The organism is Ruegeria sp. G12 (assembly GCF_056533565.1).
Window position 1 is genome coordinate 166,126 of record NZ_JBQFOO010000008.1, and the last position, 26,395, is coordinate 192,520.

21 protein-coding genes are annotated in these 26,395 nt (G+C 61.1%); 13 read left to right on the top strand and 8 right to left on the bottom strand.

Annotated features, from left to right (window positions below; genetic code table 11):
- Nucleotides 1-34: 34 nt before the first annotated feature.
- Genes ACR0JN_RS17980 through ACR0JN_RS17990 form a run of 3 tightly spaced genes read left to right on the top strand, consistent with a single transcriptional unit; the run spans nucleotide 35 to nucleotide 3,667 of the window.
- A complete protein-coding gene (locus tag ACR0JN_RS17980) occupies nucleotides 35-1,012 on the top strand; it encodes an ABC transporter permease (RefSeq protein WP_480887673.1) in 978 nt (325 codons plus the stop codon).
- Nucleotides 1,009-1,959 carry an ABC transporter permease gene (locus ACR0JN_RS17985; RefSeq protein ID WP_480887674.1) on the top strand — a complete coding sequence of 317 codons (951 nt, stop codon included), beginning with the start codon at nucleotides 1,009-1,011 and terminating at the stop codon, nucleotides 1,957-1,959. The genes ACR0JN_RS17980 and ACR0JN_RS17985 overlap by 4 nt, the downstream gene beginning before the upstream one ends.
- Before the next feature lie 4 nt (nucleotides 1,960-1,963).
- Entirely contained in the window at nucleotides 1,964-3,667 is a 1,704-nt protein-coding gene (locus ACR0JN_RS17990) for an ABC transporter ATP-binding protein (protein WP_480887677.1), read from the top strand.
- Between the two features lie 64 nt (nucleotides 3,668-3,731).
- Here ACR0JN_RS17990 and ACR0JN_RS17995 read toward each other — a convergent pair whose 3' ends face one another.
- From ACR0JN_RS17995 to ACR0JN_RS18005, 3 genes are all read right to left on the bottom strand, one after another.
- A complete protein-coding gene (locus tag ACR0JN_RS17995) occupies nucleotides 3,732-6,524 on the bottom strand; it encodes a bifunctional aconitate hydratase 2/2-methylisocitrate dehydratase (protein ID WP_480887678.1) in 2,793 nt (930 codons plus the stop codon).
- Between the two features lie 171 nt (nucleotides 6,525-6,695).
- Nucleotides 6,696-8,552 (bottom strand): SLC13 family permease, encoded by a 1,857-nt coding sequence (locus ACR0JN_RS18000; protein WP_480887724.1) that lies wholly within the window; start codon nucleotides 8,550-8,552, stop codon nucleotides 6,696-6,698.
- 207 nt (nucleotides 8,553-8,759) lie between these two features.
- Complete coding sequence (locus ACR0JN_RS18005) at nucleotides 8,760-9,221, bottom strand: putative molybdenum carrier protein (protein WP_480887679.1); 462 nt, start codon at nucleotides 9,219-9,221, stop codon at nucleotides 8,760-8,762.
- Between the two features lie 192 nt (nucleotides 9,222-9,413).
- Here ACR0JN_RS18005 and ACR0JN_RS18010 point away from each other — a divergent pair, with 192 nt between their 5' ends.
- The 7 genes from ACR0JN_RS18010 (at nucleotide 9,414) to ACR0JN_RS18040 (ending at nucleotide 18,859) form a co-directional block, all read left to right on the top strand.
- Complete coding sequence (locus tag ACR0JN_RS18010; RefSeq protein WP_480887682.1) at nucleotides 9,414-10,904, top strand: class I adenylate-forming enzyme family protein; 1,491 nt, start codon at nucleotides 9,414-9,416, stop codon at nucleotides 10,902-10,904.
- Entirely contained in the window at nucleotides 10,897-12,084 is a 1,188-nt protein-coding gene (locus ACR0JN_RS18015; protein WP_480887685.1) for an acetyl-CoA C-acyltransferase, read from the top strand. The genes ACR0JN_RS18010 and ACR0JN_RS18015 overlap by 8 nt, the downstream gene beginning before the upstream one ends.
- A gap of 6 nt (nucleotides 12,085-12,090) precedes the next feature.
- Nucleotides 12,091-12,816, top strand: a complete 726-nt coding sequence (locus ACR0JN_RS18020) for an IclR family transcriptional regulator (protein ID WP_480887687.1) — start codon at nucleotides 12,091-12,093, stop codon at nucleotides 12,814-12,816.
- A gap of 21 nt (nucleotides 12,817-12,837) precedes the next feature.
- Nucleotides 12,838-14,898, top strand: a complete 2,061-nt coding sequence (locus tag ACR0JN_RS18025) for a 3-hydroxyacyl-CoA dehydrogenase NAD-binding domain-containing protein (protein WP_480887691.1) — start codon at nucleotides 12,838-12,840, stop codon at nucleotides 14,896-14,898.
- A gap of 2 nt (nucleotides 14,899-14,900) precedes the next feature.
- Nucleotides 14,901-16,088 carry an acyl-CoA dehydrogenase family protein gene (locus ACR0JN_RS18030; protein ID WP_480887694.1) on the top strand — a complete coding sequence of 396 codons (1,188 nt, stop codon included), beginning with the start codon at nucleotides 14,901-14,903 and terminating at the stop codon, nucleotides 16,086-16,088.
- Between the two features lie 3 nt (nucleotides 16,089-16,091).
- Nucleotides 16,092-17,162 (top strand): acyl-CoA dehydrogenase family protein, encoded by a 1,071-nt coding sequence (locus tag ACR0JN_RS18035; RefSeq protein WP_480887697.1) that lies wholly within the window; start codon nucleotides 16,092-16,094, stop codon nucleotides 17,160-17,162.
- Between the two features lie 86 nt (nucleotides 17,163-17,248).
- Entirely contained in the window at nucleotides 17,249-18,859 is a 1,611-nt protein-coding gene (locus ACR0JN_RS18040; protein ID WP_480887699.1) for a GMC family oxidoreductase, read from the top strand.
- A gap of 22 nt (nucleotides 18,860-18,881) precedes the next feature.
- Here ACR0JN_RS18040 and ACR0JN_RS18045 read toward each other — a convergent pair whose 3' ends face one another.
- Together ACR0JN_RS18045 and ACR0JN_RS18050 are read right to left on the bottom strand one after the other, a co-directional pair.
- Nucleotides 18,882-19,640 carry a nuclear transport factor 2 family protein gene (locus tag ACR0JN_RS18045; protein WP_480887701.1) on the bottom strand — a complete coding sequence of 253 codons (759 nt, stop codon included), beginning with the start codon at nucleotides 19,638-19,640 and terminating at the stop codon, nucleotides 18,882-18,884.
- Between the two features lie 1,067 nt (nucleotides 19,641-20,707).
- Nucleotides 20,708-20,914 (bottom strand): hypothetical protein, encoded by a 207-nt coding sequence (locus tag ACR0JN_RS18050; RefSeq protein WP_480887703.1) that lies wholly within the window; start codon nucleotides 20,912-20,914, stop codon nucleotides 20,708-20,710.
- A gap of 195 nt (nucleotides 20,915-21,109) precedes the next feature.
- On the opposite strand from ACR0JN_RS18050, the gene ACR0JN_RS18055 reads away from it, so the two are divergent.
- Nucleotides 21,110-21,553, top strand: a complete 444-nt coding sequence (locus tag ACR0JN_RS18055) for a hypothetical protein (protein WP_480818299.1) — start codon at nucleotides 21,110-21,112, stop codon at nucleotides 21,551-21,553.
- A 109-nt stretch (nucleotides 21,554-21,662) separates the two neighbouring features.
- Nucleotides 21,663-22,796, top strand: coding sequence for an LPS export ABC transporter permease LptF (gene lptF, locus ACR0JN_RS18060; RefSeq protein ID WP_480887705.1), 1,134 nt, complete (start codon nucleotides 21,663-21,665; stop codon nucleotides 22,794-22,796).
- A gap of 2 nt (nucleotides 22,797-22,798) precedes the next feature.
- Here lptF and ACR0JN_RS18065 read toward each other — a convergent pair whose 3' ends face one another.
- A complete protein-coding gene (locus tag ACR0JN_RS18065; protein ID WP_480887708.1) occupies nucleotides 22,799-23,629 on the bottom strand; it encodes a LysR family transcriptional regulator in 831 nt (276 codons plus the stop codon).
- Between the two features lie 100 nt (nucleotides 23,630-23,729).
- Between ACR0JN_RS18065 and ACR0JN_RS18070 the strand changes: the two genes are divergently transcribed.
- Complete coding sequence (locus ACR0JN_RS18070; RefSeq protein ID WP_480887710.1) at nucleotides 23,730-24,320, top strand: HD domain-containing protein; 591 nt, start codon at nucleotides 23,730-23,732, stop codon at nucleotides 24,318-24,320.
- On the opposite strand, the gene speB is transcribed toward ACR0JN_RS18070, so the two are convergent.
- Nucleotides 24,317-25,159 carry an agmatinase gene (gene speB, locus ACR0JN_RS18075; protein ID WP_480887712.1) on the bottom strand — a complete coding sequence of 281 codons (843 nt, stop codon included), beginning with the start codon at nucleotides 25,157-25,159 and terminating at the stop codon, nucleotides 24,317-24,319. The two genes, ACR0JN_RS18070 and speB, sit on opposite strands and share 4 nt — an antisense overlap.
- Nucleotides 25,156-26,325: a carboxynorspermidine decarboxylase gene (gene nspC / locus ACR0JN_RS18080; RefSeq protein WP_480887714.1), complete on the bottom strand. Its 1,170-nt coding sequence runs from the start codon at nucleotides 26,323-26,325 to the stop codon at nucleotides 25,156-25,158. The genes speB and nspC overlap by 4 nt, the downstream gene beginning before the upstream one ends.
- Nucleotides 26,326-26,395 lie beyond the last annotated feature (70 nt).

Genomic DNA, 26,395 nt, shown 5'->3' on the forward strand with positions numbered 1-26,395 from the left:
AGGGCTTAGACGGACCGATCAGTGGGGAGAACACATGTTCGCATTTATCGTCCGAAGGATGTTCCAGTCCGTGATCGTTTTGCTGGTCGTGGGTCTGGTTGCCTTTTCGATGTTCCGGTTTGTCGGCGACCCGATCGACAACATGCTGGGTCAGGAGCGCACGCAGGCCGATATCGACCGGCTTAGGACCGAACTTGGCCTGGATCAGCCCTTTCCGGTTCAATACTTCAAGTTCCTGCAAGGGGCCGTTCAGGGCAATTTCGGCGTCTCATACCGTCAGGGTCGCCCGGTTTCGACCATCATAGCCGAACGCGCGCCCGCAACGCTGGAGCTGGCCTTTGTATCGGGCTTTCTGGCCATCACCTTGGGCATCGCGCTGGGCGTGTTCACGGCGATCCGACGACAAGGGATCGCGGCGAATGTGATCATGACCGTCAGCCTGATTGGCGTATCGCTTCCCACCTTCCTGATCGGGATATTGCTGATCTACATCTTCTCGGTCGAACTGGACCTTCTGCCCAGTTTCGGCAGGGGAGAAACAGTGATGATAGGAGGGTGGTCCACCGGATTCCTGACGACATCAGGTCTTAAGGCGTTGATATTGCCTGCAATTACTCTTGGCCTGTACCAGATGACCCTGATCATGCGGCTGGTCCGGTCCGAGATGCTGGAAGTCCTGCGCGCCGATTACGTCCGCTTCGCCCGTGCGCGCGGGCTGTCGGAACGGGTGATCAATTTCCGCCATGCGCTGAAGAACACTCTGGTCCCGGTGATCACCATCACCGGCCTGCAGCTTGGCTCGATCATCGCTTTTGCCATCATCACCGAGACGGTGTTTCAGTGGCCCGGCGTGGGCCTGTTGTTCATCAACGCGATTCAGTTCGTCGATATCCCCGTCATGGCCGCCTATCTGATGCTGATTTCGGTCATGTTCGTGGCGATCAACCTGATCGTGGATCTGCTTTATTATGCCATCGACCCGCGCCTGCGCGTCGACGCGAGGGCCACATGACCGATACGCCTTTACCCCCCAAAGCCCCGGCGCAATCGCGTTTTGCGAAATTCTGGGACAGCGATTTTGCCTGGTCCTTCCGCCGCTCTCCGGTGGCGGTGATCGCCACGCTGGTGGTTGTGATCCTTGTACTGGCGGCCATTTTTGCCCCCCTGATCGCGCCCTACAATCCGTTCGATCCGGCCACGCTGAACCTGATGAACGGCTTCACGCCGCCCGGCACACCCAATGCGTTCACGCAAGAGACGTTCCTGCTGGGCACCGACGATCAGGGCCGCGATGTGTTCTCGACCATCCTCTATGGCCTGCGCATTTCGCTGTTCGTGGGATCGGCTGCCGTTCTGCTGGCGATGATCATCGGCGTGATCCTCGGGCTGGTCGCGGCCTATTTCGGCGGCTGGGTCGAAACGCTGATCATGCGCATTGCCGACGTGCAGTTGACCTTCCCGGCCATTCTGGTCGCCATGCTGATCTTTGGTATCGCCAAGGGCGTCACCCCGCCGGAATACCGCAACGAGATGGCAATCTACGTGCTGATCGTCGCGATTGCCCTGTCCGATTGGGTGCAGTTCGCACGAGTGGTGCGTGGCGCTGCGCTGGTGGAAAAGAACAAGGAATATGTGCAGGCCGCGCGCCTGATCGGGCGCGGGTCGATCCCGATTATGTTTCGGCACATCCTGCCCAATGTCCTCAGCCCGGTTCTGGTGATCGCCACCATCTCACTGGCGCTGGCCATCATTGCCGAGGCGACGCTGAGCTTCCTTGGGGTCGGAGCACCGCCGACGCAACCCTCACTGGGCACACTGATCCGCATCGGGCAGGGGTTCCTGTTCTCGGGTGAGTGGTGGATCCTGTTCTTCCCGGCCTGCACCCTTCTGGCGCTGGCCCTGTCGGTCAACCTGCTGGGCGACTGGCTGCGCGATGCTTTGAACCCCAAGCTGCGGTGATTTCATGAGCCTTCTTACGATTCAGGACCTCACCGTCGAGTTCCCCACCCGCCGGAAACTGTTTACTGCCGTGGACCATGCCAGCCTCTCGGTCGAGCCGGGCGAGATACATGGTCTGGTCGGCGAATCCGGGGCCGGGAAATCCACCATCGGCGCAGCTGTTATGGGCCTGCTCGAACGCCCCGGGCAGATCGCCGCTGGTCAGATCATGCTGGGCGGCGATCAGATCAGCGGGCTGGATGCGGATGCGATGCGCGGGCTGCGCGGCAAGAAGATCTCGATGATCTTTCAGGACCCGCTGACCTCATTGAACCCGCTGTTCACGGTGCGCGAGCAACTGACCGAAACGATTCTGACCCATCTGGGCGGGTCCGAGGCCGAGGCCAATACCCGCGCGCGCGACCTGATCGACCGGGTCGGCATCCCGGACCCGGACACGCGGCTGGATCAGTATCCACACCAGTTCTCGGGCGGGATGCGGCAGCGCGTGGTGATCGCGCTGGCCCTGTGTACCGAGCCGGATGTGATCATTGCGGACGAACCGACCACGGCGCTGGACGTGTCGGTTCAGGCGCAGATTCTGGACCTGATCAAGGAACTGGCCCGCGAACGTCAGGTCGGCGTCATCCTGATCACGCACGACATGGGCGTGATCGCCGATACAACCGACAAGGTCACGGTGATGTATGCGGGCAAGGTGGTCGAATCCGGCCCGACCGCGCAGGTCATGGGCCAGCCCAGCCACGAATACACCAAGTCGCTGATCGCCGCCGTGCCACGCCCGACGCTGAAACTGCACCGTTTTCCGCAGATCAGCTATGGCGGGCGCGAGACGCGGTTTGCCATCGAGGACATGGCGCGCCATTGGCCCAAGGTGGATAATGACACCTCGAAGCCGGTGTTCGAAATCCGCAACCTGACCAAGAAGTTTCTGCAAAAACGCGGCCTGCTGCCCTGGGACCGCACCTATTTCACCGCTGTCGATAACGTGAGTTTCGACGTGCAGGCGGGTGAGGTGTTTGGCGTCGTGGGCGAATCCGGCTCGGGCAAATCCACCGTCGCGCGGATGATTGCGGGGCTTTACCCGGTGGACGGCGGCTCGATCACCTTCGGCGGACAGTTGGTCAGCGATCTGAGCAACAAAGCGGTGCAAGAGGAATACCGGAAGAACATCCAGATGATCTTTCAGGACCCCTATTCCTCGCTCAACCCCCGCATGCGCGTGGATGAGATTGTCGCCGAACCGATCCGCCATCACCGCCTGATGCAGGGCGCCGACATCAAGCGCCGGGTGGATGAGTTGCTGGATCAGGTCGGGCTGGGCCACGAGGCTGGGCTGAAATACCCGCATGAGTTTTCAGGCGGTCAGCGGCAGCGGATTTCCATCGCGCGCGCACTGGCCACACAGCCCAGATTCCTGATCTGTGACGAACCGACCAGCGCACTGGATGTTTCGATTCAGGCGCAGATTCTGAACATCCTCAAGGACCTGCAGGAACATCTTGGCCTGACCATGCTGTTTATCAGCCACGACCTGCCGGTGGTCCGGCAGATGTGCGACCGGGTGGCGGTGATGAAGGCCGGGCGGATGGTCGAGATACAGGAGACCGACGCGCTGTTTGCCAACCCGCAAACGGACTATGCGCGCGAATTGCTGCGGCTGATGCCCAAGCTGGACGATCTGTCGACCGAAGGTCTGGACGTCTAAAACATAAAAGCCCCGGCGGTGAGCGTGACCTCGACCGCCGGGGCGTTTTTTTCAGGTTAAGCCTTTAGAAATGGGCCGACTGCGTGCCCGCCGGTTTCTGCAGCGGCGGGGCGAACTTGGTCAGGTCGATCCCTTCCACGGCGGTCTTGTATTCCTCGACCGTCGGTGTTCTGCCCAGAATGGCCGAGAGCACCACAACCGGCGTCGAGGCCAGCAGAGACTCGCCTTTCTTCTCGGACGAATCCTCGACCACCCTGCCCTTGAACAGGCGCGTGGATGTGGCAAGAACGGTGTCGCCTTTGGCCGCCTTTTCCTGGTTGCCCATGCATAGGTTACAGCCGGGGCGTTCCAGATACAGGATGTTCTCGTACTCGGTCCGGGCCTTTGTTTTCGGCATGAAATCATCGAACTCGAAGCCCGAGTATTTCTGCAGAACTTCCCAGTCGCCCTCGGCCTTCAGTTCATCGATGATGTTGTATGTGGGCGCGGCCACGACAAGCGGGGCGTTGAACTCGACACTGCCATTGGCCTTTTCCAGGTTCTTCAGCATCTGGGCGACAATCTTCACGTCACCCTTATGAACCATGCAGGACCCGACAAAGCCCAGATCAACCTTCTTCTCCGCCGCGTAGTAGGAAATCGGCCGGATCGTGTCGTGGGTGTAGCGCTTGGAGATATCGGCGTTGTTCACATCCGGATCGGCGATCATCGGCTCGTTGATCTCGTCCAGATCGACGACGACCTCGGCAAAATATTTGGCGTTGCTGTCGGGGGCCAAAGCAGGCTTCTCTCCGGACTTGATCTCGGCAATCCTCCGATCCGCAATGTCGATCAGGCCCTGCAGAGTCTGACCGTCATTCTCCATGCCCTTGTCGATCATGATCTGAATGCGGCTTTTGGCGATTTCCAGCGATTCAATCAGCGTCTCATTTTCCGAGATACAGATCGACGCCTTCGCCTTCATCTCGGCGGTCCAGTCGGTGAAGGTGAACGCCTGATCGGCCAGCAGGGTGCCGATATGCACCTCGATCACGCGGCCCTGAAAGACGTTTTCGCCGAACTGTTTCAGCATCTGCGCCTGCGTCGCGTGGACCACATCACGGAAATCCATGTGATCGGCCATCGCGCCCTTGAAGGTCACTTTCACCGATTCCGGGATCGGCATCGTTGCCTCACCGGTTGCCAGCGCCAGCGCCACGGTGCCCGAGTCCGCGCCAAAGGCCACGCCTTTCGACATACGCGTATGCGAGTCGCCGCCGATGATGACCGCCCAGTCATCCACCGTGATGTCGTTCAGCACCTTGTGGATCACGTCCGTCATCGAATGGTAAACACCCTTGGGGTCGCGCGCCGTGATCAGGCCGAACTTGTGCATGAAGCTCATGAGTTTCGGAATATTTGCCTGCGCCTTCGCGTCCCAGACCGAGGCTGTGTGACAGCCCGACTGATACGCGCCGTCAACGGTCGGGGAGATGACCGTGGCCGCCATCGCTTCCAGTTCCTGCGAGGTCATCAGGCCGGTCGTGTCTTGCGAGCCGACGATGTTGACCTTGACCCGCACGTCGGACCCCGCGTGCAGAACCGCGCCTTCGGTGACGCCCACGGCGTTTTTGTTGAAGATTTTCTCAACCGCCGTCAGGCCCTGAGCCGGGTGCGAAACCTCCCGGGCCGGGGCAAAGGCCGATTTCAGTTCCACGCCCAGCGTCTCGGCCGCAAATGTCTGCAGCTTCTTGCCAAAGACAATCGCATAGGACCCGCCAGCCTTGATGAACTCGACCTGCTGCGGCGTGAAGGCCGAGGAGACATCCACAAGCTCTTCGTCACCGTCTTCGTTGCACAGGGTCTTGTCCTTGGTGTTGATGGTCAGAATGGTACCGGTCTCGACCGAGTATTTCTGTTCAAGGACCGGATTGTCGTCATTGTTCAGGATCGGGTTGCCCTCGGAATCCACCTTTTTGACCCAGTTCTTCAGGTCGATGCCGATGCCTCCGGTCACGCCCACGGTGGTCTGGAAGATCGGAGAGATCCCGTTGGTACCCGCCACAATCGGCGCGATGTTGACGAAGGGCACATAGGGGCTGGCCTGTTTGCCAGTCCAGAGCGCCACGTTGTTTACCCCCGACATCCGCGACGAACCAACGCCCATCGTGCCCTTTTCGGCGATCAGCATCACGCGCTTGTCAGGGTGCTGCAGTTTCAGCGCCTCGATTTCCTGTTGCGCCTTTTCCGAAATGAAGCACTTGCCGTGCAACTCCCGGTCGGACCGCGAATGCGCTTGACCGCCCGGCGACAGCAGATCGGTCGAGATGTCGCCTTCGGCCGCGACATAGGTCACAACCTTGATCTCTTCGTCCACGTCTGGAAGCTTGGTGAAGAACTCGGCCTTGGAATAGCTTTCCAGAACGTCCTTTGCCACCGGGTTCCCGGCCGCATAGGCCGCCCTGAGCCGGTCCGTGTCGGCGTCATACAGGAACACTTGCGTTTTCAGAACCTCGGCGGCCTGTTCGGCAATGGCAAGATCGTCGCCCAAGGCGATATCCAGCAGAACCTCGACTGAGGGGCCGCCTTTCATATGCGACAGCAGCTCGAACGCAAAAGCGGGCTTGATCTCGGTAACTTCGGCGGTGCCCAGGGCGATCTCTTTCAGGAACTGCGCCTTTTCACCTGCGGCGCTGGTTGTGCCGGGCAGGGTGTTGTAGATGAAGTGGTTCAGCGAGTCCGCCCGGTGCGCGTTCCCGGTGTCCTTGATCTGCGCGATGATCTCTTTCACCAGCGCGCCGTCTTCGATGGGCTTGGGGTTCAGCCCCTGTTCCTTGCGGGTTTCGATCTCGGTTAAGTAGTCTGTGTAAAGGCTCATGGCTATCCCGACGAGTAAGCGTTGAATCAGGCGAGAGCGCCGGGTCGCAAAGGGGGTTCGCAGGCCCGGCCAAACTCATTGTATGCGGCGGTATACTAATTCTCGGCAGGTTGCAATACACCCCGGCAGTGGCATGTTGCCCCATCTGGACCGGTGGGCCTCTGGTGCCCCTTAGTAGATCAGGTTCAGGGTCAGCAGCGAGACGATCAGGAACACAATTGTCATCACCCCGCCCGAGCGTACAAAATCCATAACCTTGTATCCCGCCGGACCCATGATCAGAGCATTCACTTGATGGGTCGGGATGATGAAACTGTTCGAGGTCGAGATCGCGACCGTCAGTGCAAACACCGCCGGGTTGCCCCCGGCAGCGACCGCGATGGACACCGCCAGCGGCACCAGCAGGACCGTGGCCCCCACATTCGACATCACCAGCGAAAACGCGGTGGCCAGAATGGCGACCCCGGCCTGTAGCGACCAGATCGGCCAGCCGTCGAGAATGACCATGATCTGTTGCGCGATCCATGCCGCCGTGCCGGTGTTCTGAACCGCTTGCCCCAGAGGGATCAGGCAGGCCAGCAGGAAGACGGTGTTCCACCCCACGGCGCGATAGGCCTCATCCACGCTCAGCACGCGGGTCAGCATCATGCCTGCGGCCCCGGTCAGCAAGCACAGGGACAGACGGACATCGGTGAACAGGATCAGCGACAGCGAGATGGCGAAAAAGGCCAGCGCCCAGCCGACCTTTTGGGGTCGTAGCTCGTCCTGCGGGAAATCCGTGGTAACCACCACGAAGTCCGGATCGCGCTTGATCCGCATCAGGTTGTCCCAGCGCGTATGGGCAACCAGCATGTCGCCCGCGTGGAATTTCTCGAGCCCGATTTGCGTCGACTGGTGGTCTTCGGTCTCGACATGGCTGAGCGTTTCTTCGCCCCGGTGAATGGCCAGCAGCGACATGCCGTATGTCTTGCGGAACAAAAGCTCGCGCGGGCATTTTCCGATCAGCTTGCTGTCGGGGGTGACGACGACCTCGGCGATACCGGCATTGGTGGGTGCGAACTCTTCGACGAATATGTCCAGATCGGGCAGGACGGTCAGGCCGAATTTCTTCGCAAACTCCTCGACCACCCAGCGGCGACCGATGATGGCCAGACGGCAGGGGGCGGCGATTTCCGCCGTCAGAACTTGAACCATTGAGGTTTTGCCGCGATAGAAGGTCGAGATGATATACAGATGGTTTTCGTGGTTGATATCCGCCAGAACCTGCCCCACCAGCGGGCTGTCGGCGGGGACGACCACCTCGAACACATCCGCATTCAGCCCGTAGACCCGTTGCAGGTATTCCTGCGTACCCTGACCGGTGCCGGTATTGTCTGCTCCGGAATCCCCCGGCAGAACCCAGCGGCCCAGCAGCAGGAAATACGCGATCCCCGACAGGATCAGAACAACGCCGATCGGGGTGACGGCAAACAGGCCGAAGGGTTTCATTTTCTGGCCGTCAGGCAGCCCGTCATTGGCCGTCTGGATCAGATCGTTCAGCAGGATCAGCGGCGAGGACCCGACCATCGTCATCGTCCCGCCCAGAATGGCGCAGAACCCCATCGGCATCAGCAGCCGCGACAGCGGGATGCCCGAGCGCGACGAAATCCGGCTGACGACCGGCAGGAACAGGGCCGCTGCACCGACATTCTGCATGAAGGACGAAATCACGCCCACGGTCCCGGAGATGATCGGCAGAACCCGGTTCTCGGACGTGCCACCGTATTTGAGGATAACCGCCGCCACCTTGTTCATGATGCCGGTCTTGTCCAGACCCGCGCCCACGATCATGACCGCGATGATCGAGATCACCGCGTTCGAGGCAAACCCGTCAAACAGATGCGGCACGTCAGCCAGGTTCTCAAGCCCCGGCGCATAGCTGAGCAGGCCGATGATCACCAGAACCAGAATGGCAGACAGGTCAATTCGGACGATTTCCGAGACAAACAGGAACACGGTAAAGGCCAACAGTGCGCAAACCACACCCATCTCGAACGTAAAGGTCACGTATTCCACAAAATTCACCGGGACTTAAAACTTGGCTTAAATGAGACAATTAGACTATCCCGAGGGGCTTGTCATGAAGTTTCGTTTTGGGTGGTGTGGGCGAAACATAATTTCCAGATTGGGGTGTTGGTGGGGTCTGCGCTCACGTTCTGCAATCGAAATTACGCTCGGCGGGAAAAGTTGGCCCAATTAGGTTTCGTCCTCGGCCCCGCCCAGTGACAGATGCAGAATATCTGTCACCTGTGCTCCGATCTGCGGGGCCTCCGACGCCCGCGGGCCCGCAATGTTCAGCGCCGTGGCGGGGTTAGATTCCAGCCAAGAGCGTATCTGGCGGGCGCAGAGCTCTGCCCCGTCCCGGACATCGACGATCAGACAGGGTTTCCCGGTCGCTTCCGCGAAATCCACCGTCAGTTGGGTGCCGGGGCTGGGCGATCCGTCCGAAAAGACCAGCAGCGCGTCGCTGGATTTTACGTTCAGCTTTGTGCGCACGCTGACATCTTCGGACTGTGTTTCAACCAGACCGCTGAAATGATCGGGGATGCGACCGGCCTCATTCATGCGGCCCTTGGGCACCCATCCGCCATAGGGAATGCCGTTCTGGCGCGCAAATTGAAGCGCCGCCAGATCGACCCCAGTTTGTCCGCCCGTCATAATTTTCACGTCGCTCGCGCCGCTCTTTATTGTTCATCGGTTCCGCATCATAGCAGATCACGGCCCGGATTTCCCGGTGACAAGGCGCATAACCGGTTGGCGGCAAAGTTCCGCAATGCGGAACACTTGACCGCATATTGATATCCTTTAGCATGCCCGCTGAACCGGCCACTTGCGCTCAGGGGGAAGGCAGTGCACCGAATTCACCAGTTGATCGACGGCAAACAGGCCTCGGCTCTGGCGGTCATCGGCCATGATGGCGCGCGCCTCAGCTATGGGGACCTGTCGGAGGCGGCACGCGTGGCCTGTGCCTCGCTTCGGTCACATGGCGTGCGCCCGGGTGATCGGGTCGTAGTGCTGGCCGAGAACTGCGCGACCTATGCGGTGGTCATTCTGGCGCTGAGCCTGCTGGATGCGTGGATCATCCCCCTCAACGCGCGGGCAACGGAGCAGGAGGTGGACACCATCATCGCCCATTCCGGCGCACGCTGTGTCATCTGCACCACCGAGGCCTCGGACGCGGCGCAGGCCCATGCGGACCGACTGGGCGCGGCTCCGCTCGGGCGGCTGAAAGTCTCGCCCTTAAACGAAACCGAGGTCGAATCGGTTGAGGCCGGGGCCGGGCAGGTGGCGGCGGTCCTTTACACCTCGGGCACCAGCGGAACGCCAAAGGGCGTGATGTTGACGCATGAGAACCTGCTGTGCGCAGCCAACGCCTCGATGCAGCGACGGCAGGCGACGGCGGCGGATCAGTCTTTGGCGGTGCTGCCCGGCACGCATGTCTTCGGGTTTTCCTCGATCATCCTGACAACCTTTCTGGCCGGGGGCAGCCTGCGCTTTCAGCCCCGGTTCGACCCGGCCCTTGTGATCGACGCGCTGCAAAACGGTGCCACGATGCTGTCCGGCGTGCCGCAGATGTTTGCGCTGATCCTGAAGCACTGCAAGGACAACGGCATTGACCGGATCGAGACCGGGCTGCGCTATATGTCCTCGGGCGGGTCCCCGCTTGACCCAAGCTGGAAGCGCCGGGTCGAGCAAATCTTTGGCCTGCCCATCCACAATGGCTATGGCCTGACCGAAGGATCGCCGGGGATTGCGACGACGCAGATCGAGAACCCGCCGCAGGACGACTGCGTTGGCCCCGCATTGCCCGGGATCGAGGTCCGGCTGGACAACCCCGGCACCGATGGTGTCGGCGAGTTGCTGGCGCGCGGACGAAACATCATGAAGGGCTACTACCGGAACCCCGAAGCTACGGCTGAGGTGTTCACCGATGATGGCTTCCTGCGCACCGGCGATCTGGCGCGGATCGAAGCGGATGGGCGCATCTATATCGTGGGCCGCTGCAAAGAGGTCATCATCCATTCCGGCTTCAACGTCTACCCGCCTGAGGTTGAGGCCGCGCTGAACGCCCACCCTTCCGTCACGCAGGCCGCAGTGGTTGGCCGCGCGCGCGACGGGAATGAGGACGTGCTGGCCTTTGTGACCCTGCGCGCCCCGGCGACGGCGGCAGAGTTGAACGCGCATCTGGGCAAGGCGCTGGTGCGCTACAAGCTTCCCCATCACATCGTGATTGCCGAAACGCTACCCGAAGCGGCGACCGGGAAAATCCTGAAACACAAGCTGGTCGAAACCTTCGCGGACGAACTGGCGCAATTGGACGAAGAGGCTCAGAATGCTTGACGCTTACATCTATGACGGGCTCCGCAGCCCCTTTGGCCGTCATGCCGGGGCCTTGGCGTCGGTGCGCCCGGACGATCTGGCGGCCCAGGTCATTGCCGATCTGGTCAAGCGCTCTGAACTTGATCCGACCGGGATCGAGGATGTGATTTTGGGCAATGTCTGTCAGTCCGGTGAAGACAGCCGGAACGTGGCGCGCTTTGCGGGGTTGCTGGCGGGTCTGCCGATTGAGGCCGGGGGAATGACCGTAAACCGCCTGTGCGGGTCCGGCATGTCGGCGGTTCTGGATGCCGCCCGCTCGATCACCCTTGGCGAAGCGCCTTTATACATCGCGGGTGGGGTCGAAAGCATGACCCGCGCGCCGTTTGTCGTCGCCAAGTCGAACGCCGCGTGGGCGCGGCAGCCCGAGATGTATGACAGCACCATCGGAACCCGCTTTCCCAACAAGCGCATCGCCGAGCAATTCGGTGAGTATACGATGCCGCAGACCTCGGACAATCTGGCGGCGGAATATGACATCACGCGCGACGCGGCGGATGCCTTTGCCCATGGATCGCAGCGCAAGTTCGAAGCCGCTCGCGCGCTGGGCTTCTTTGACGATGAGATCACGCCGATCACAATCACGGGCCGCAAAGGTGCGCACCATGAGGTGACACAGGACGAACATCCCCGCCCAGATGTGCAGCCTGAAAAGATGGCCGCATTGCCGACGCTCTTTCCGGGCGGTGTCACCACGGCGGCCAATGCCTCGGGCGTCAACGACGGGGCTGCGATGCTGATGATCGGGGCCAAAACCGAAAGCGCCGCGCCGCGCGCGCGGGTTGTGGCCGGGGCCGTCGCGGGCGTGCCGCCCCGGATCATGGGGATCGGCCCGGCTTACGCGGTGCCCAAGGCGCTGGCGCGCGCGGGCCTGACGATGGCTGACATGGACCTGATCGAGATTAACGAGGCCTTCGCCGCGCAGGTGCTCGCCTGCTGCAAACATCTGGGCCTCGATCCCGCCGACAGCCGCCTTAACCCCAATGGCGGCGCGATTGCGGTTGGGCACCCTCTGGGCGCGTCCGGCGCGCGGATCGTGCTGACTGCGATGCGGCAGCTTGAGGCCACCGGCGGGCGTTATGCCTGCCTTTCCATGTGCATCGGCGTGGGGCAGGGGATCGCCCTGATCCTGGAACGGGTGTAGCCCCTCATGTCGGACGCGGAACGAGATCGCCGGTTTGCCTCGACCCTCGCCAAGGGGTTGCAGGTGCTGCAGGCGTTCAAGCCCGACGATCCCTCGCTGGGTAATCGCGAACTGGCGCGCCGCACCGGGATGCCGCCTTCGACCGTGGCGCGGATGACCTTTACGCTGGCCTCGATGGGGTTTCTGGAACAGTTGCAGCCGTCCGAGACCTACCGCCTCGGGCCCTCGGTCATGGCGCTGGGATATACGGCGCGCGCGGGGCTGTCCTTTCTGCCGATGGCCGAGAACATGATGCAACAATTGGCCGACGACACCGGCGTTCTGGTCGCCCTGACCATGCGCCATGGCGGCGCGGCAATGCTGACCCGCTGCTGGCGTCCTCGCAACGCGTCCTCGCTGTGGTTGAGCGAGGGGCACCGCCTGCCGATGGAGCGCAGCGCGCCCGGGCGGGCAATGCTGGCGGCGGACCCGGCGCAGGTGCCTAACAGCGATCAGGCGCGCGCCGATCGCGATCAGTTGGAAAGCAAGGGCTACGTGACCTCGCTTGGGGGGTGGAACCGCGACGTCAACGCCTGCGCCGTGCCGTTCCAGTCCGCGCCAGGCACGCAACCCTTCGCGTTTTTGTGTGGGGCAAATGCGTCGGTGCTGGATGCCGGGGAACTTGAACAGACGGTCGCGCCGAAACTGCGCGACACGGTGCAAACGCTCAGGCTGAGCCTCGGGCATATGTGATTGATAAACAGGAGAGCTTCCATGGCTGCGGTCGAAATTCGCAAAGAGGGCGCGGTGGCGCTGGTCAGGATCGACAACCCGCCGGTGAACGCGGCAGGCTATGACGTGCGGATCGGGCTGGTGAACGCGGTGCGGGAACTGGCCGGGGACGATGCGGTCAAAGTCATCGCGCTCTATGCGGCGGGGCGGACCTTTGTTGCTGGGGCCGATATTCGCGAGTTCGGCCAGCCGCCGAAACAGCCAATCCTGCCCGAAGTATGCGAGGTCCTTGAGGACAGCGCCAAGCCCATCGTCTGTGTGCTGCACGGCACCACTCTGGGCGGCGGTCTGGAAATCGCGCTGAGCTGTCAGGCGCGGGTAGGGATCAAGGGGCTGAAACTGGGTCTGCCCGAGGTCAATCTGGGCCTGCTGCCTGGCGCGGGCGGCACTCAGCGCCTGCCGCGTCTGGTCGATGGGCAGACGGCGCTGAGTATGATCACGTCGGGCAAACCGATCCCGGCCGAGGTGGCGCTGCAGGCCGGCCTACTGGATGATCTGCAGGATGGCGACCCCGAGGGGGTTGCTCTGGCCGCCGGTCAGCAGTTGCTGGACGGCACGCTGAAACCCCTCGTAACGGCCGAACTGAACAACCGCATCACTGCCGAGGAACTGGACGCCTTCCGCGCCAAGGCCAAGGGTGAGGTCGCCGAACGCGCCCTGAAAGCGGCAGAGGCGAGCAGCCTGCCGCTGGCCGAAGGGCTGAAGGCGGAACGCGCCCTGTTCATGGAGGCTCTGAATAGCAACGCCCATAAGGGCCTGAAACACGCCTTCTTCGCCGAACGCGCGGTGGCGCATATCCCCGAAGCCAAGGCCGAGGCGCGCGATCTGACATCGGGCGGTGTGGTCGGCGGCGGCACCATGGGCTCGGGCATCGCCACCGCGATGCTGCTGGCCGGGATGCCCGTCACCCTGATTGAGATGGAGGAGGACCGCGTCGCCTTCGCCCGCGAGACGATCACCAAAAACCTCGACGGGGCGGTGAAACGCGGCAAGCTGTCCGAGGCGCAGCGCGATGCGGCACTGGGCACGCTGACCTGCACCACCGACATGGCCGCATTGGGGGAGGTGGATGTTGTGATCGAGGCCGTGTTTGAATCCATGGACGTCAAGCGGCAGGTCTTCGGCACTTTGGATCAGGTCTGCAAACCGGGGGCCATTCTGGCGACCAATACCTCGTATCTGGACGTGAACGAAATCGCCTCAACGACCAACCGACCGCAAGATGTAGTCGGGTTGCACTTTTTTTCACCCGCCCATGTCATGCGCCTTCTCGAAGTCGTGGTGGGCCAGGAGACCGCCCCCGAAATCGTTGCCACCAGCTTCAAACTGGCCAAGACACTGCGCAAGATCGCCGTGCGGTCCGAGGTCTGCGACGGCTTCATCGGCAACCGCATTCTGGCGCATTACCGCAAATCCTCGGCCTATATGCAGCTCGACGGCGCGCCGTTTGAACAGATCGACCGGGCGTTAGAGTCTTTCGGCTTTGCTATGGGCCCCTTTGCAGTGTCTGATCTGGCGGGGCAGGACATCGGTTGGGCCACGCGCAAGCGTCAGGCCGCGTTCCGCCCGGCCAACGAACGCTATGTCGAGATCGCTGACCGCATCTGCGAAGAGGGCTGGTTCGGGCGCAAGACCGGCAAGGGGTTCTACATCTACGACGGCAAGACACGCAGCGTGAACCCTGCCGTGGCCGAATATGCGCAAGCGGAGCGCGCCGCCAAAGGCATCACCGCCCGCAGCTTCACCGATCAGGAGATCGTCGAACGCTACATGGCCGCGATGGTGTCCGAGGCCGCGCGGGTGGTTGAAGAGAAAATCGCCCTGCGCCCGATCGACGTGGATGCGGTGTTCCTGTTCGGCTACGGCTTCCCGCGCCACTGGGGCGGCCCGCTGCAATATGCCGATATCACCGGGCTGGACGTGCTGGTCCGGCGGATCGAGCAGTACGCGCAGGAAGACCCCTATTACTGGCAAGTCCCCGGCCTGCTGCGCGAGTTGGCCGAGGCGGGCAAAGCCTTCGATGATCTGAACAAAGGGGGCTGAGGATGGACCTGCGTTTCATCCCCGAGGAACAGGCGTTCCGCGCCGAAGTCCGCGCCTTTCTGGACGAAAACCTGACGGAAGACCTCGCCCGCAAAGGCCGCAACTCCGAGCCGCTGACAAAGGCCGAGATGGAGGGCTGGCACGCCAAACTGAACGCGCGGGGCTGGCTGGCCGTGACATGGCCCGTCGAATATGGCGGCACCGGATGGGGCGCGGTCGAGCGGCATATTTTCGAGGAAGAATGCGCACTGGCCAACGCGCCGCGCATTGTGCCCTTTGGCTTGAACATGCTGGGTCCGGTGTTGATCAAGTTTGGGACCGAGGCGCAAAGGGCCGAGATTCTGCCGCGCATTCTGGATGGCTCGGACTGGTGGTGTCAGGGCTATTCGGAACCCGGCGCGGGGTCAGACCTCGCCAGCCTGAAAACCCGCGCGGTGCGGGACGGCGACGACTACGTGATCAACGGCCAGAAAACCTGGACCACGTTAGGACAATACGCCAACCGGATCTTCTGCCTCGTTCGGACCTCGACCGAGGGCAAGCCGCAGGAAGGCATCAGCTTTGTTCTGGTCGATATGGGCGCGCCGGGTGTCGAGTTGCGCCCAATCAGGCTGCTGGAGGGCGGGCATGAGGTGAACGAGGTGTTCTTTACCGATATCCGCGTCCCCGTGACCAATCTGGTGGGTGAGGAAAACAAGGGCTGGACCATCGCCAAATACCTGCTGACCCATGAGCGCACCAATATCGCTGGCGTGGGTTTTTCGGCGCGCGATCTGGAAAAGCTAAAAACCCTGTCGCAGCGACTGCTCCGGGGCGGCAAACCGCTAGCGCAAGACCCGCTGTTTGCCGCCGAAATGGCCGAAGTTGAGATCGACCTTGAAGCGCTGCGCGTCATGAACCTGCGCATGCTGTCGGCCGCCCGCGAAGGTGCAGCGTCCGGGGTGCAAAGCTCGATGTTGAAAATCAAGGGCACGGTGATCCGGCAGCGGATTCTGTCTCTGACCCGCTCGGCCCTTGGGGCCGCCGCATCGCCGTTTCCGGCCGGAGACCTGCCCGAAAACGCACTGACCGTGCCGGAGGAGGCCGCGCGGTCCGCCGCCACCTATTTCAACCACCGCAAGTTGTCGATCTTTGGCGGGTCGAACGAGATTCAGCGCAACATCATCGCCAAAGACCTGTTCGGAGGCTGACCAATGGATTTCACCCCGACCGAAGATCGCCAGATGCTGTCCGATACCCTGCGGCGCTATCTGGCGGAACAATATGATTTCGAGACCCGCAATGGCGTGATCGGCTCTGCCCCCTATCATTCGCTCGCCAAATGGGCCGAACTGTCTGACCTCGGCCTGATCGGGGCCTTCGTGTCCGAACAGCAGGGCGGGTTCGGAGGCGCGGGTTTCGACATCACCACCGTGTTTCAGGAACTGGGCCGGGGGCTCTGCCCCGAACCGATGCTGGCGGCGCTGATGAGTGTCCGCGCTGCTGCCGATTGCGGGGCGGCTGAACTGGTTGAACAGATGATTTCGGGCACAAGGCGCCTGCCGTTGGCGGTGTTCGAACCGGACGCGGACAGCCTGCCGCTGATCCGCGCCAGCGCCGATCAAACCGGCGATGGCTGGGTTCTGAACGGCCGAAAATCGGTGGTCTATGGCCTGCCCGGTGCCGACGGCGCGCTGGTCGCCGCGCGTACCAGCGCGGGCATCGGCCTGTTTCTGGTCGAGACGCCCGAGGCTATCGACTACGCCATGATCGACGGCGGCGGCGCGGGAGAGTTGATCCTCGAAGCCACCCCGGCCACCTGCCTGAGCGAGACAGCCGACGACATCATCGAAGCGGCGCTGGATGCAGGCCGTTTGGCGCTGTGTGCCGAGGCAGTGGGGGTGATGGAGGTGTTGGTCGACATGACGGTCGACTACCTCAAGCAACGCACGCAGTTTGGCCGCCCCATCGCCAGCTTTCAGGCGCTGCAACACCGGGCGGTGGATATGGCGATCGAGCTTGAGCAATGCCGCTCGATCACCATTCTGGCCGCCAGTAAGCTGGGCACGGATGAGGCCGGAACGTATATCGCCATGGCCAAGAACCTGATCGGTCGCGCGGGGACGCTGATCGCCGAGGAGAGTATCCAGCTGCACGGCGGGATCGGTATGACCTGGGAGTATCCGGCCTCGCACTATGCCAAGCGGCTGGTCATGATCGACCACCAGTTGGGCGACCGCTATGCGCAGTTGCACCGCGTCATGGCCGTGGGTGCGAACAGCTAAAAAGCGACACGGAACCCGAGTGCCGCGACGGCACGATTGAAGCACAGGCAAAGGCCCGGCACGGTGACCGCCGTGGAAGGGACCAAATGATCTTTGACTATGTGATTGTTGGCGGCGGCTCGGCTGGCTGTGTGCTGGCGCGCCGTCTGACCGAAGACCCGGATGTCAGCGTCTGCCTGCTGGAAGCGGGCGGTGGTGGCAACGGGCTGCTTGTCCGTATGATGCTGGGCGGGGCCGTCATGATCCAGAACAAGCCGGTTCAGATCAATAACTGGTGTATGGAGTCGGCGCCGCAGCCCGGTCTGAACGGGCGCACAATCTATCAGCCGCGCGGCAAGGCGTTGGGCGGATCCAGCGCGATCAATGCGGCGCTCTATGTGCGCGGGCAAAGGCAGGATTACGACGATTGGGCCAATCTGGGCAATGAGGGCTGGGATTGGGACAGCATGCTGCCCTATTTCAAAATGTCCGAGAACAACCAGCGCGGTGGCGATGCCGAACACGGCGCAGATGGTCCGTTGCAGGTGTCGGACCAACAGGACCCGCGTGAGATTTCCCATGCTTTTGTCGAGGCCGCCACCCACCTGCAGCACCGCGCCACCGACGATTTTAATCGCGGCGATCAGGAAGGTGTAGGCCTGTATCAGGTCACGCAATTCCACGACCGGGAAAAAAACGGCGAGCGTTGTTCGGCTGCTGCGGCCTATCTGTTTCCGGTGTTGGATCGCCCGAACCTGACGGTGATCACGCAGGCCTCGGTGAAGCGCGTGCTGACCGAGGACAAACGGGCGACCGGCGTCCTTTATCAGCACAAAGGGCAGGCTGTTCAGGTCAAAGCCAAGCGCGAGGTGCTGCTCTGCGCGGGTGCGCTGAAATCGCCGCAGACCCTGCAACTGTCGGGCATCGGTAACGGCGAGGATCTGGCGCGTTTGGGCATCAATGTGGTCCACGACCTGCCGGGCGTGGGCCGGAACCTGCAGGACCATCTGGATTTCTCACTGTCTTTCCGTACCACATACAAAGACAATCTGGGTCTCAGCGCCTGGGGCGGGGTGAACCTGATGCGCCACTTCTGGCGTTGGGGCCGGGATGGCAGGTCGATGGCGGCCTCGCCCGTGGCCGAAGGCGGGGCGTTTCTGAAAACCTCACCCGAACTGGAGCGCCCGGATATTCAGTTGCACTTCATGATGACCATCGTCGAAGATCATCTGCGCAAGATTTACCGGGGTCATGGCTATAGCTGCCACATGTGCAAGCTGCGCCCCGACAGCCGGGGCAATGTGTTCCTGCAAAGCGCCGATCCCTTTGCGATGCCGGGGATCGACCCCGCCTTCCTAAGCGATCCGCGCGATCTTGAGACCCTGATCAAGGGCGTGAAGATCACCCGCGAGATCATGAAGGCCCCGCCGCTGGTCGATTATGAACTGTCCGAGATGCACGGCACCGATACCGTCACGACCGACGCCGACTGGGAAAAGCACATCCGCGCGCGGGCGGATACGATCTATCACCCGGTGGGCTCGTGCAAGATGGGCGTGGACGAGATGGCCGTGGTCGATCCGCAGCTGCGCGTGCACGGGGTTGAAGGGTTGCGCGTAGTCGATGCTTCGATCATGCCGAACCTGATTTCGGGCAACACCAACGCGCCGACCATGGCGATTGCGGAAAAGGCTGCCGATCTCATCCGTACGGGGTGACGATTTGGCGAGGGCAACGGCCCTAGAACTTGCCGTTGTCATTTTTCCATTCGCTGCGTGGGGCGATGGCCTCGACCGTGTCCCAGTGCTCTACGATCAAACCGTCCTCAAGGCGGAACAGATCGTAGAAGCTGGAATGGACACCGTCCTTGCCGCCCTCGCTCATGCATAGGACAAAGTTGCCCTCTGCCAGCACGCGGTGCAGGCGGTGGTACTGAATGCGCAACGCGCCGTTTTGGGTGGCCTCCAACGCGGAACGCAAGGCAGTGCGCCCATCGGCAAGGTCAGGGCTGTGCTGGATCAAACCGTCAGCGACAAAGCGGTCGAGTTGGTCGATCTGGCGGTCTATAAGAATCGTCTCCACGAAGCTGCGCGAGAGGTCCCGGTTGGCCTCGGTCTTGTCCAGATCGGTGATCTCGGTGCTGCCGTCCAGCATGCCGCGCCCCGATGGGTTCGGGCTTTGGAGGGGCTGAATATTGTCCCAATGTTCCACGGCTTTGCCATCCTCGAACCGGAACACCTCGAAGGCGGCGCGCAGGCTCGAGAAATCGTATTCGTTATGCGCAAAAGCGAAATCGCCATCCTCGAACACCCGAATGAACCTGACCCGCGGGTTTGTTTTGGACAGGCGAGCGAACAATTCGGCCAGCCCCTCGCTACCCTCGTGGGTTTGCGGGTTGTGCTGAATGTACTTTTCCTCGTTCACCACGGCTGCGGCTGCCGCGTCTCCGGTTTCGATGCCTTTCAGAAGCTTCTGCAACAGCTCTTTTTTCGACGCCATGCGATTCCCCCCCCTGACCGGCACAGATGGATTTGTTTTATGCGCGTGCCGGGCGCTCATGTTCCCTGAACGTCCATTCTAGTTGGGTCGGGCACTAGAAGTCGAGCGACGCGTGCCGTCTTGCGGCGGTAGGGACCGCATCAATCTGCATTCGAAAAAATAAGGGGCTGGCCGAGGGGGGGTGTATGGGCGCCAGCCCCTTTCAGGTTAGTTCGGTTCGCACGACGAACCGCATATTTTTATGGGGAATTAGAATCAGATGTCCGGTTTGTCCGCCCCGAGTACGCATTTACCGGGAGTTGCTTGGATGCAGCTTTCCGGCCCAGGCATGCGCATATTCTGCGAAGTGATCTGACCTTTTTTGGCACAAAGCCGCCAAAGCGCAGGCCGCCCACATGGCGGCGACATATTCAGCGTCGTCCTGGTGCAGTCGGTTTGCATTCAGAACGGCTGTGTTTGCGGTCGATGGTTTGTGCACAGGTGTCCGCGTCCTTTCCGTTACGCGACAATAAAAGTCGCAAGGAACCCGATAAGGATCGCTGTCGATGCAACAGAGAAATTCAGAAAATAATCCAACATCAGACTTCCTCTCTCGATCATTGAGCGTTTGTCGCGATAGCGTCACCAGCGCGACTGTCTGCCACCCTGCAACAATCCAGTTGAATGCAGGGGAAACGTTTCGTTAACGTTCTGTTAATAATTCGGCATTTACGAGGCTTTTGGACCATCCTCGGACACACTGAAGCGCATCCGCCGTCTCAAACCCCTCAGAAATAGCGAGTGTACTCGGACCGGGAATCGCGGTGCATTGGCTCAAAGCAGCTGCCAGCAACCGTTATCGCCTGTCGCATCGCCTCTGGATGTGATGGGTGGTGTGAGGGGCTGGGTGAGGGGGTCTCGACCAGCCCCTCATCTAGGGGGCTACGGATTGGTTAAAGTGGTCCGTTGCCCGACGGATAGCAGCACTATCACGCCTTTGAAATTAGGGGTTTCCCGTACATCTATTCGGATGCGCCCTCAGCGTGAGGATCAATCAGGCTTTCATGGGCTGAAATCGCGGCCGCTCATCAACCCTGAAAATAGTGCCGGTACAAAACTTCCTGCATGTCGCATCTGCTGTGGCCGAGTTTTGCCAGCACTTTGTCGGACATCAAGTCCACCTCGCGCCGCTTCCCTTTGTACTCTGCCAGTTTCTGGCGCCGCGCCTTTCTTTTGGCCGATGCGAAAAAGCGAGAGAAGTAACCGCTTCCGGTAAATGTGTCTGCATAGGCCATCGCGGTTTCCTTCTGTTTCGTGACTGGCTGAGCTTGAACCAGACATCGTGATAGGTGCTGAACCCCGCATGGCCCAAGGGTTAATCTTCGTTCAGCAAGCTGCGCAAAACCGGCCTCGCGTTTCGCTTTCCCGACTTAACCGCGTATCCTGTTGTCATTGGATGCAATGATTTTGACATGGGCGGAGGATGATCAATGCGGGTTTTCTTCAAACAGGGGTTGGTGATCTTCTGGCTACTCTGGTGGGCCTTCGCGTTTCTGACAGACTTCATCGGCGGGCTAGAGTTGCTGGGCGTAACGTCGACCCCATGGTTTGACGGGCACAACTACCCGTTCCTGGTTAAGACGCTGGAACAGTTCGGCTCGACCACGGTGATCAATGTCGCCCTGTTTGTCGGCATCATCCTTTGGGCTTTGCTGTCAACGCTTCTGTTCGTCTTTGCAGCCATCACGCCCTATGAGCAACAAGACAAATGGCTTCGCCGGGTCGATATCGCCTTTATCGTTTCGCTCGGCCTTTGGCTTGCATTCTTTCTTGCGGATCAAACGGTCATGAAGTTTGATCTTGAGGAAAACCATATGGTGCAGGGCGGGTTTCAGCTGTTGTGTTACCTGACCATTCATTTGCTACCGGATTGATCCGGCGTACGCGCGTTGCCGGAAAACGCGGACCACCCGCCAATCGCGGTTTCCACGGCCTGCCGAATGAACTACTGTCCGCGCGAACGGATCACTGGGATGGAGCCTCATGTCGCGCTTTGATGGATATTTCCTGCGGCAATTGCTGATTCTGTTCGGCTTTTTCACTTTGGTCCTTGTCGGGGTGTTCTGGATCACCCGCTCGGTCAGCCTGTTTGACCGCGTGATCAGCGGCGGGCAGTCCGCGATGGTGTTTCTGGAATTCACTGCTTTGACGCTGCCGACGTTGGTCCGCACGGTCATGCCGATGGCTGTGTTCGCCGCCGCCGTCTATGCCACCAACCGGCTGAGCCGGGAAAGCGAGTTGACCGTGATGCTGGCCACCGGGTCCAGCCCCTGGCGTCTGGCCCGGGCGATCGTGCTATTTGGCGTGGTGACGGGGCTGATGATGGCCATCATCAGCGTGTTTCTGCGCCCAGCCTCGGTCGAACAGCTTGAGGTGCGACAGGCCGAGGTCGCAGGCGATGTAACGGCGCAGCTTTTGAACGAGGGTGAATTCCTGCATCCGGCCACAGGCGTGACCGTCTATATCGGGCAGATTGATCTGGACGGCACCTTGCATGAGGTCTTCGTCTCGGACCGGCGCGATGCGGAAAACGCTGTTAGCTACTCCAGCGCGACGGCGTATCTGGTCAGCAACGACACTGGCATCCATCTGGTGATGGTGGATGGCATTGCCCTGCGTCTGGACCAGCAGGGAAGGACCTTGTCATCGACCCTGTTTCAGGATGCCTCTTACGACATCTCTGAACTCACCAATACCAGCAGCATGACCCGCCGCAGCCTCGAGGCGATACCGACGGCAGATCTGTTGCAGGACCGCGCCGGGGTCGCCGCCGCCGACGGCTATAGCGAGGGGCAGTTGGTCGAAGAACTGCATCAGCGGTTTTCATGGGTGGCCATCTGCATCGCGGTCGCGCTGGCCGGATACTCGACCCTGATGCTGGGAAGTTTTTCGCGGTTCGGGCTATGGCCGCAGATATTAGCGGCCTTCACCATTCTGGTGCTGCTGGAAGGTGTTCGAGGGTTTGTGTCGCCCGTGGTCATTGCCGACCCCAACCTGTGGATATTGCTCTACCTGCCCGCGATCATGGGCGTTCTGATATCCTGCTTGTTTCTGCTGATCGCCGGACGTCCGCTGATGCCAGCGAGGCGGCGGAGCGATGCTGTGCCTTCGACCTGATCTCAGCCGCGCAGGTAGGTCAGACAAGTCAGGATGTTGGCAAATTCCTCGCTGTCCTTTCGCACTACAAGATACAGGGGCAGCACCAGGTCCCGCGCGCTGTCCAGACGCATCAACGTGCCCGAAGCCAGATGGTCGCCGATGACGTAATCGGGAAAATACCCGCACCCGCCGCGTTTCAGGACATAGCGCAGTGCCATCATGCAATTGCCGAGAAAGATCGTTTGGCCTGCCGCTTGCCGTGCTGTTGAGCGCACGTGATCCTGATAGATCTCGCCAAGTTCCAGATTAACGAATAACGGGGCGTCATCTGCCGAGTCGTCGGGAGTTCCGACCAGCGACAGGCGTTCTGGGGTCAGCTCGTGACAGATCACCCGGCGGTCCGAGGGTTTTTCGTGGGTCAGGGCAGCGTCCAGAACATGGGTCGCCACGGCTTCTGTCATGTTTAGGTCGTGGTCGTAGTTCAATGTCAGCAGCAGCTTGCCGAATTGCTGCTCGAACTGTACCGCAAGATCGACCAGAAGCGGGTCCCAGATGCTGAGTTGCGTGCCTAACCGCAGGGCCAGGCGGTCCTGCGTCTGCGCAGGCAAGTCGGTCGAGGCAAAGGACCACAGCGACAGCATCTGTTCGGCGTAGGGTTTGAATTGTCGCCCGAATTCGGTCAGCGCCGTGCCGCCGGCCCCACGTGTGAACAGTTGCTTGCCCGTCTCCTCCTCGATCAGCCGGATGCGGGCGCTGACGGCGGTTTGGGTGACATTGAGTTTCCGAGCAGCGGCGTGGAATCCGCCCGTATCAGCAACGCAGAGAAAGGTTTCCAGAGCTTTGATTTGCATACCGAAAGTATTTTTTGATCAAGGCGATAAAATCAATTCGTTTTTTTGATGTTGTGGCTTGCGGTATCCTGATTGCAAGAACCAGATCAAAGGACACGCCATGCTGGACAAAAGCCACAAGCCGACCTGGACCAGTTTTGAACAGGCCACCAAGGCCGACTGGGACGCGGTGATGGAGTATGAAGAGGCGTATAACGCCGCGCTGCCCGACCGGATTCTGGACGCGATCCGGTCTCTGGACGAGGAGTGGACGCCCTATCCGGTCAACCGCTACCAGCATAGCTTGCAGGCCGCGACGCGCGCTTATGAGGACGGCGCAGAGGAGGAGCTGGTGGTCGCCGCCCTGATCCATGACACGGGCGATATCCTGTCCCCCTACAACCATGGTGAGCTGTCGGCGGCGATGATGAAGCCCTATGTCGGCGAGAAAACCTATTGGATTTTGAAACATCATTGCGTGTTTCAGGGATACTACTACAACCACCATCTGGGCGGCGACCGTCACGCCCGCGACACGTACCGGGACAGCCCGCATTGGGAGGACTGCCGGTATTTCTGCCACGAATACGACCAGAAAGCGTTCGACCCGGATTACCCGACCAGACCGCTTGAGTTCTTTGAACCCATGCTGCGCCGCGTGCTGAATAAAGGCGAAGGCCACATGGAGTTGAACGAAACGTCCGAGGGTTAACAGGCCGCCATCAAGCGATAGACGATCTGTGCGGCGGTGAAATCCCACGCCGCATTGCCGTCCGGGGCCAATTCCACGACGTCAAAGCCCACGCAATTGCGTCCCTTGAGTGCGTGTTCTACCAGTCGCAGCGCCTGATAATAGCCAAGCCCACCCGGAACCGGGGTGCCAGTGGCGGGCATCTGTGACGGGTCCAGACCGTCCACATCAAAGCTGACATAGACCAGTTCGGGGAAATCCTCGGGCAGGTCGATTGCATGAAGGCCACCGGTCACCAACTCTTCGGCATCGACATGGAAGACATGGTTCTTCAGGCGGCTCTTAGCCTCTTCCGTGGAAAAGGCGCGGACGCCGAACTGGGCCAGACGGATGCCGTCCTCGGCCAGCAGGTGCATGACCGAGGCATGAGAGTGTTTCTCGCCCTGATAGGCATTGCGCAGATCGGCATGGGCGTCAATCTGGACGATGCCGAGGGGCTGGTTCAGCGCGCGGGCCACGCCCGTCACCGCGCCGTAGCTGAGGGAATGTTCTCCGCCCAGCGTCACCGGCACCTTGCCTGCGCGGATGGCGGCCTCGGTGCGTTGGGCGAGGCGCTCCATCACCTCGGCCAGCGGGCCGTCGCAGTCCAGCGGGGGTTCGGTAAAAATCCCCTCGACGCAGGGTTCGGCATGGCCGGTGATACGCTCCAGCTCATTGCTGGCTTCGATGATGGCACCGGGGCCCTTGGCCGTGCCCGCGCCATAAGACACGGTGCGTTCCAGTGGCACCGGGATGACGCGGAACCGGGCGTCTTCGCTGCGTTCCGCGGCGGTGAGTTCGCTGTCGAGGAAGATGCTCATGAGAGTCTCTCTTTGAAGTCGTCATAGCCGAATTGTCGGATGATTTTCAGCTCGTCCGTTTCGCTGTTCCACAGGGCGATGGTGGGCAGGGGCACGCCGTTGAACGTGTTGGTCTTGACCATCGAGTAATGCGCCTGATCGAGGAAGGCAAAGCGCTGACCGATCTCCAGCGGCTTGTCCCACGTATAGTCGCCGATCACGTCGCCCGCGAGGCATGAGGGCCCGCCCAGACGGTAGGTATGGCCTGCCTCTGCCTCGTCCATCAGGGCGGGGCGATAGGGGGCTTCGATCACGTCGGGCATGTGACAGGTGGCCGAGATATCGGTGATCGCGAGGTTCATGCCATTGGTCGGCAGGTCGAGGATTTCGCCCACCAGAATGCCTGCGTCCAAGGCGACGGCCTCGCCGGGTTCGAGGTAGATATCGATGTCATATTCGGCGCGGATGGCTTTGATGAAAGCCACCAGTCCGTCGCGGTCGTAGTCATCGCGGGTGATATGGTGCCCGCCGCCGAAATTCAGCCATTTGAGTTGGCCGAGGAAGGGTTTGAGCTTTGGTTCGACTGCCGCCCATGTGCGTTGCAGCGGCTCGAACCCCTGTTCGCAGAGCGTGTGCATGTGTAACCCATCGACCCCGGTCAGGGTCTCGGCGGTCAGTTGGCTGACAGGGGTGCCAAGGCGCGAGCAGGGGGCGCAGGGATCGTACTTTGGTATCTCGCCTTCGGAATGTTCGGGGTTGATGCGCAGGCCGACCTGAACCTTCGCGGCCTTTGCCTTGGCAAGAAACCGGTCCTTCTGCGCCCGAGAGTTAAAGATAATGTGGTCGGACAGCGATAGGATTTCGTCAATATCGGCGTCCTTGTAACCCGCGCAGAAGGTAGCGACCTCGCCGCCATATTCCTCGCGACCCAAACGGGCCTCGTAGATGCCGCTGGCGCAGGTTCCGCCGAGGTGCTGACGCACCAGCGGGGCCAGTGAGAACATCGAAAACGCCTTGAGCGCGCTGAGGACATGCGCGCCGGATTGGGTGCCGATGTCGGCAAGAATGGTCAGGTTGCGTTCGATTGCCTTTTCGTCGACCACGAAGCAGGGGGTGGGGACGCGGGCCAGATCGAACTTGCGGAAAGCTTTGGCGTCGCCCGCTTGGGTGGTCATCATGTCGGACATTGCCGGCGTCTCCGATTGTGGAGAGGCCGGGGGGCCAGCCCCCCGGACCCCCCCGGGATACTTTTGGCCA

Bases quoted from the DNA above. Each gene is read 5' to 3' on its own strand.
- ACR0JN_RS17990 (WP_480887677.1), top strand. From the start codon at position 1,964: ATGAGCCTTCTTACGATTCAGGACCTCACCGTCGAGTTCCCCACCCGC.
- ACR0JN_RS17985 (WP_480887674.1), top strand. From the start codon at position 1,009: ATGACCGATACGCCTTTACCCCCCAAAGCCCCGGCGCAATCGCGTTTT.
- ACR0JN_RS18070 (WP_480887710.1), top strand. From the start codon at position 23,730: ATGCTGGACAAAAGCCACAAGCCGACCTGGACCAGTTTTGAACAGGCC.
- ACR0JN_RS18025 (WP_480887691.1), top strand. From the start codon at position 12,838: ATGGCTGCGGTCGAAATTCGCAAAGAGGGCGCGGTGGCGCTGGTCAGG.
- ACR0JN_RS17980 (WP_480887673.1), top strand. From the start codon at position 35: ATGTTCGCATTTATCGTCCGAAGGATGTTCCAGTCCGTGATCGTTTTG.
- ACR0JN_RS18055 (WP_480818299.1), top strand. From the start codon at position 21,110: ATGCGGGTTTTCTTCAAACAGGGGTTGGTGATCTTCTGGCTACTCTGG.
- ACR0JN_RS18045 (WP_480887701.1), bottom strand. From the start codon at position 19,640: ATGGCGTCGAAAAAAGAGCTGTTGCAGAAGCTTCTGAAAGGCATCGAA.
- ACR0JN_RS18030 (WP_480887694.1), top strand. From the start codon at position 14,901: ATGGACCTGCGTTTCATCCCCGAGGAACAGGCGTTCCGCGCCGAAGTC.
- ACR0JN_RS18020 (WP_480887687.1), top strand. From the start codon at position 12,091: ATGTCGGACGCGGAACGAGATCGCCGGTTTGCCTCGACCCTCGCCAAG.
- ACR0JN_RS18040 (WP_480887699.1), top strand. From the start codon at position 17,249: ATGATCTTTGACTATGTGATTGTTGGCGGCGGCTCGGCTGGCTGTGTG.
- ACR0JN_RS18005 (WP_480887679.1), bottom strand. From the start codon at position 9,221: ATGACGGGCGGACAAACTGGGGTCGATCTGGCGGCGCTTCAATTTGCG.
- ACR0JN_RS18065 (WP_480887708.1), bottom strand. From the start codon at position 23,629: ATGCAAATCAAAGCTCTGGAAACCTTTCTCTGCGTTGCTGATACGGGC.
- ACR0JN_RS18015 (WP_480887685.1), top strand. From the start codon at position 10,897: ATGCTTGACGCTTACATCTATGACGGGCTCCGCAGCCCCTTTGGCCGT.
- speB (WP_480887712.1), bottom strand. From the start codon at position 25,159: ATGAGCATCTTCCTCGACAGCGAACTCACCGCCGCGGAACGCAGCGAA.
- ACR0JN_RS18035 (WP_480887697.1), top strand. From the start codon at position 16,092: ATGGATTTCACCCCGACCGAAGATCGCCAGATGCTGTCCGATACCCTG.
- ACR0JN_RS18050 (WP_480887703.1), bottom strand. From the start codon at position 20,914: ATGGCCTATGCAGACACATTTACCGGAAGCGGTTACTTCTCTCGCTTT.
- lptF (WP_480887705.1), top strand. From the start codon at position 21,663: ATGTCGCGCTTTGATGGATATTTCCTGCGGCAATTGCTGATTCTGTTC.
- ACR0JN_RS18000 (WP_480887724.1), bottom strand. From the start codon at position 8,552: ATGGGTGTGGTTTGCGCACTGTTGGCCTTTACCGTGTTCCTGTTTGTC.
- ACR0JN_RS17995 (WP_480887678.1), bottom strand. From the start codon at position 6,524: ATGAGCCTTTACACAGACTACTTAACCGAGATCGAAACCCGCAAGGAA.
- nspC (WP_480887714.1), bottom strand. From the start codon at position 26,325: ATGTCCGACATGATGACCACCCAAGCGGGCGACGCCAAAGCTTTCCGC.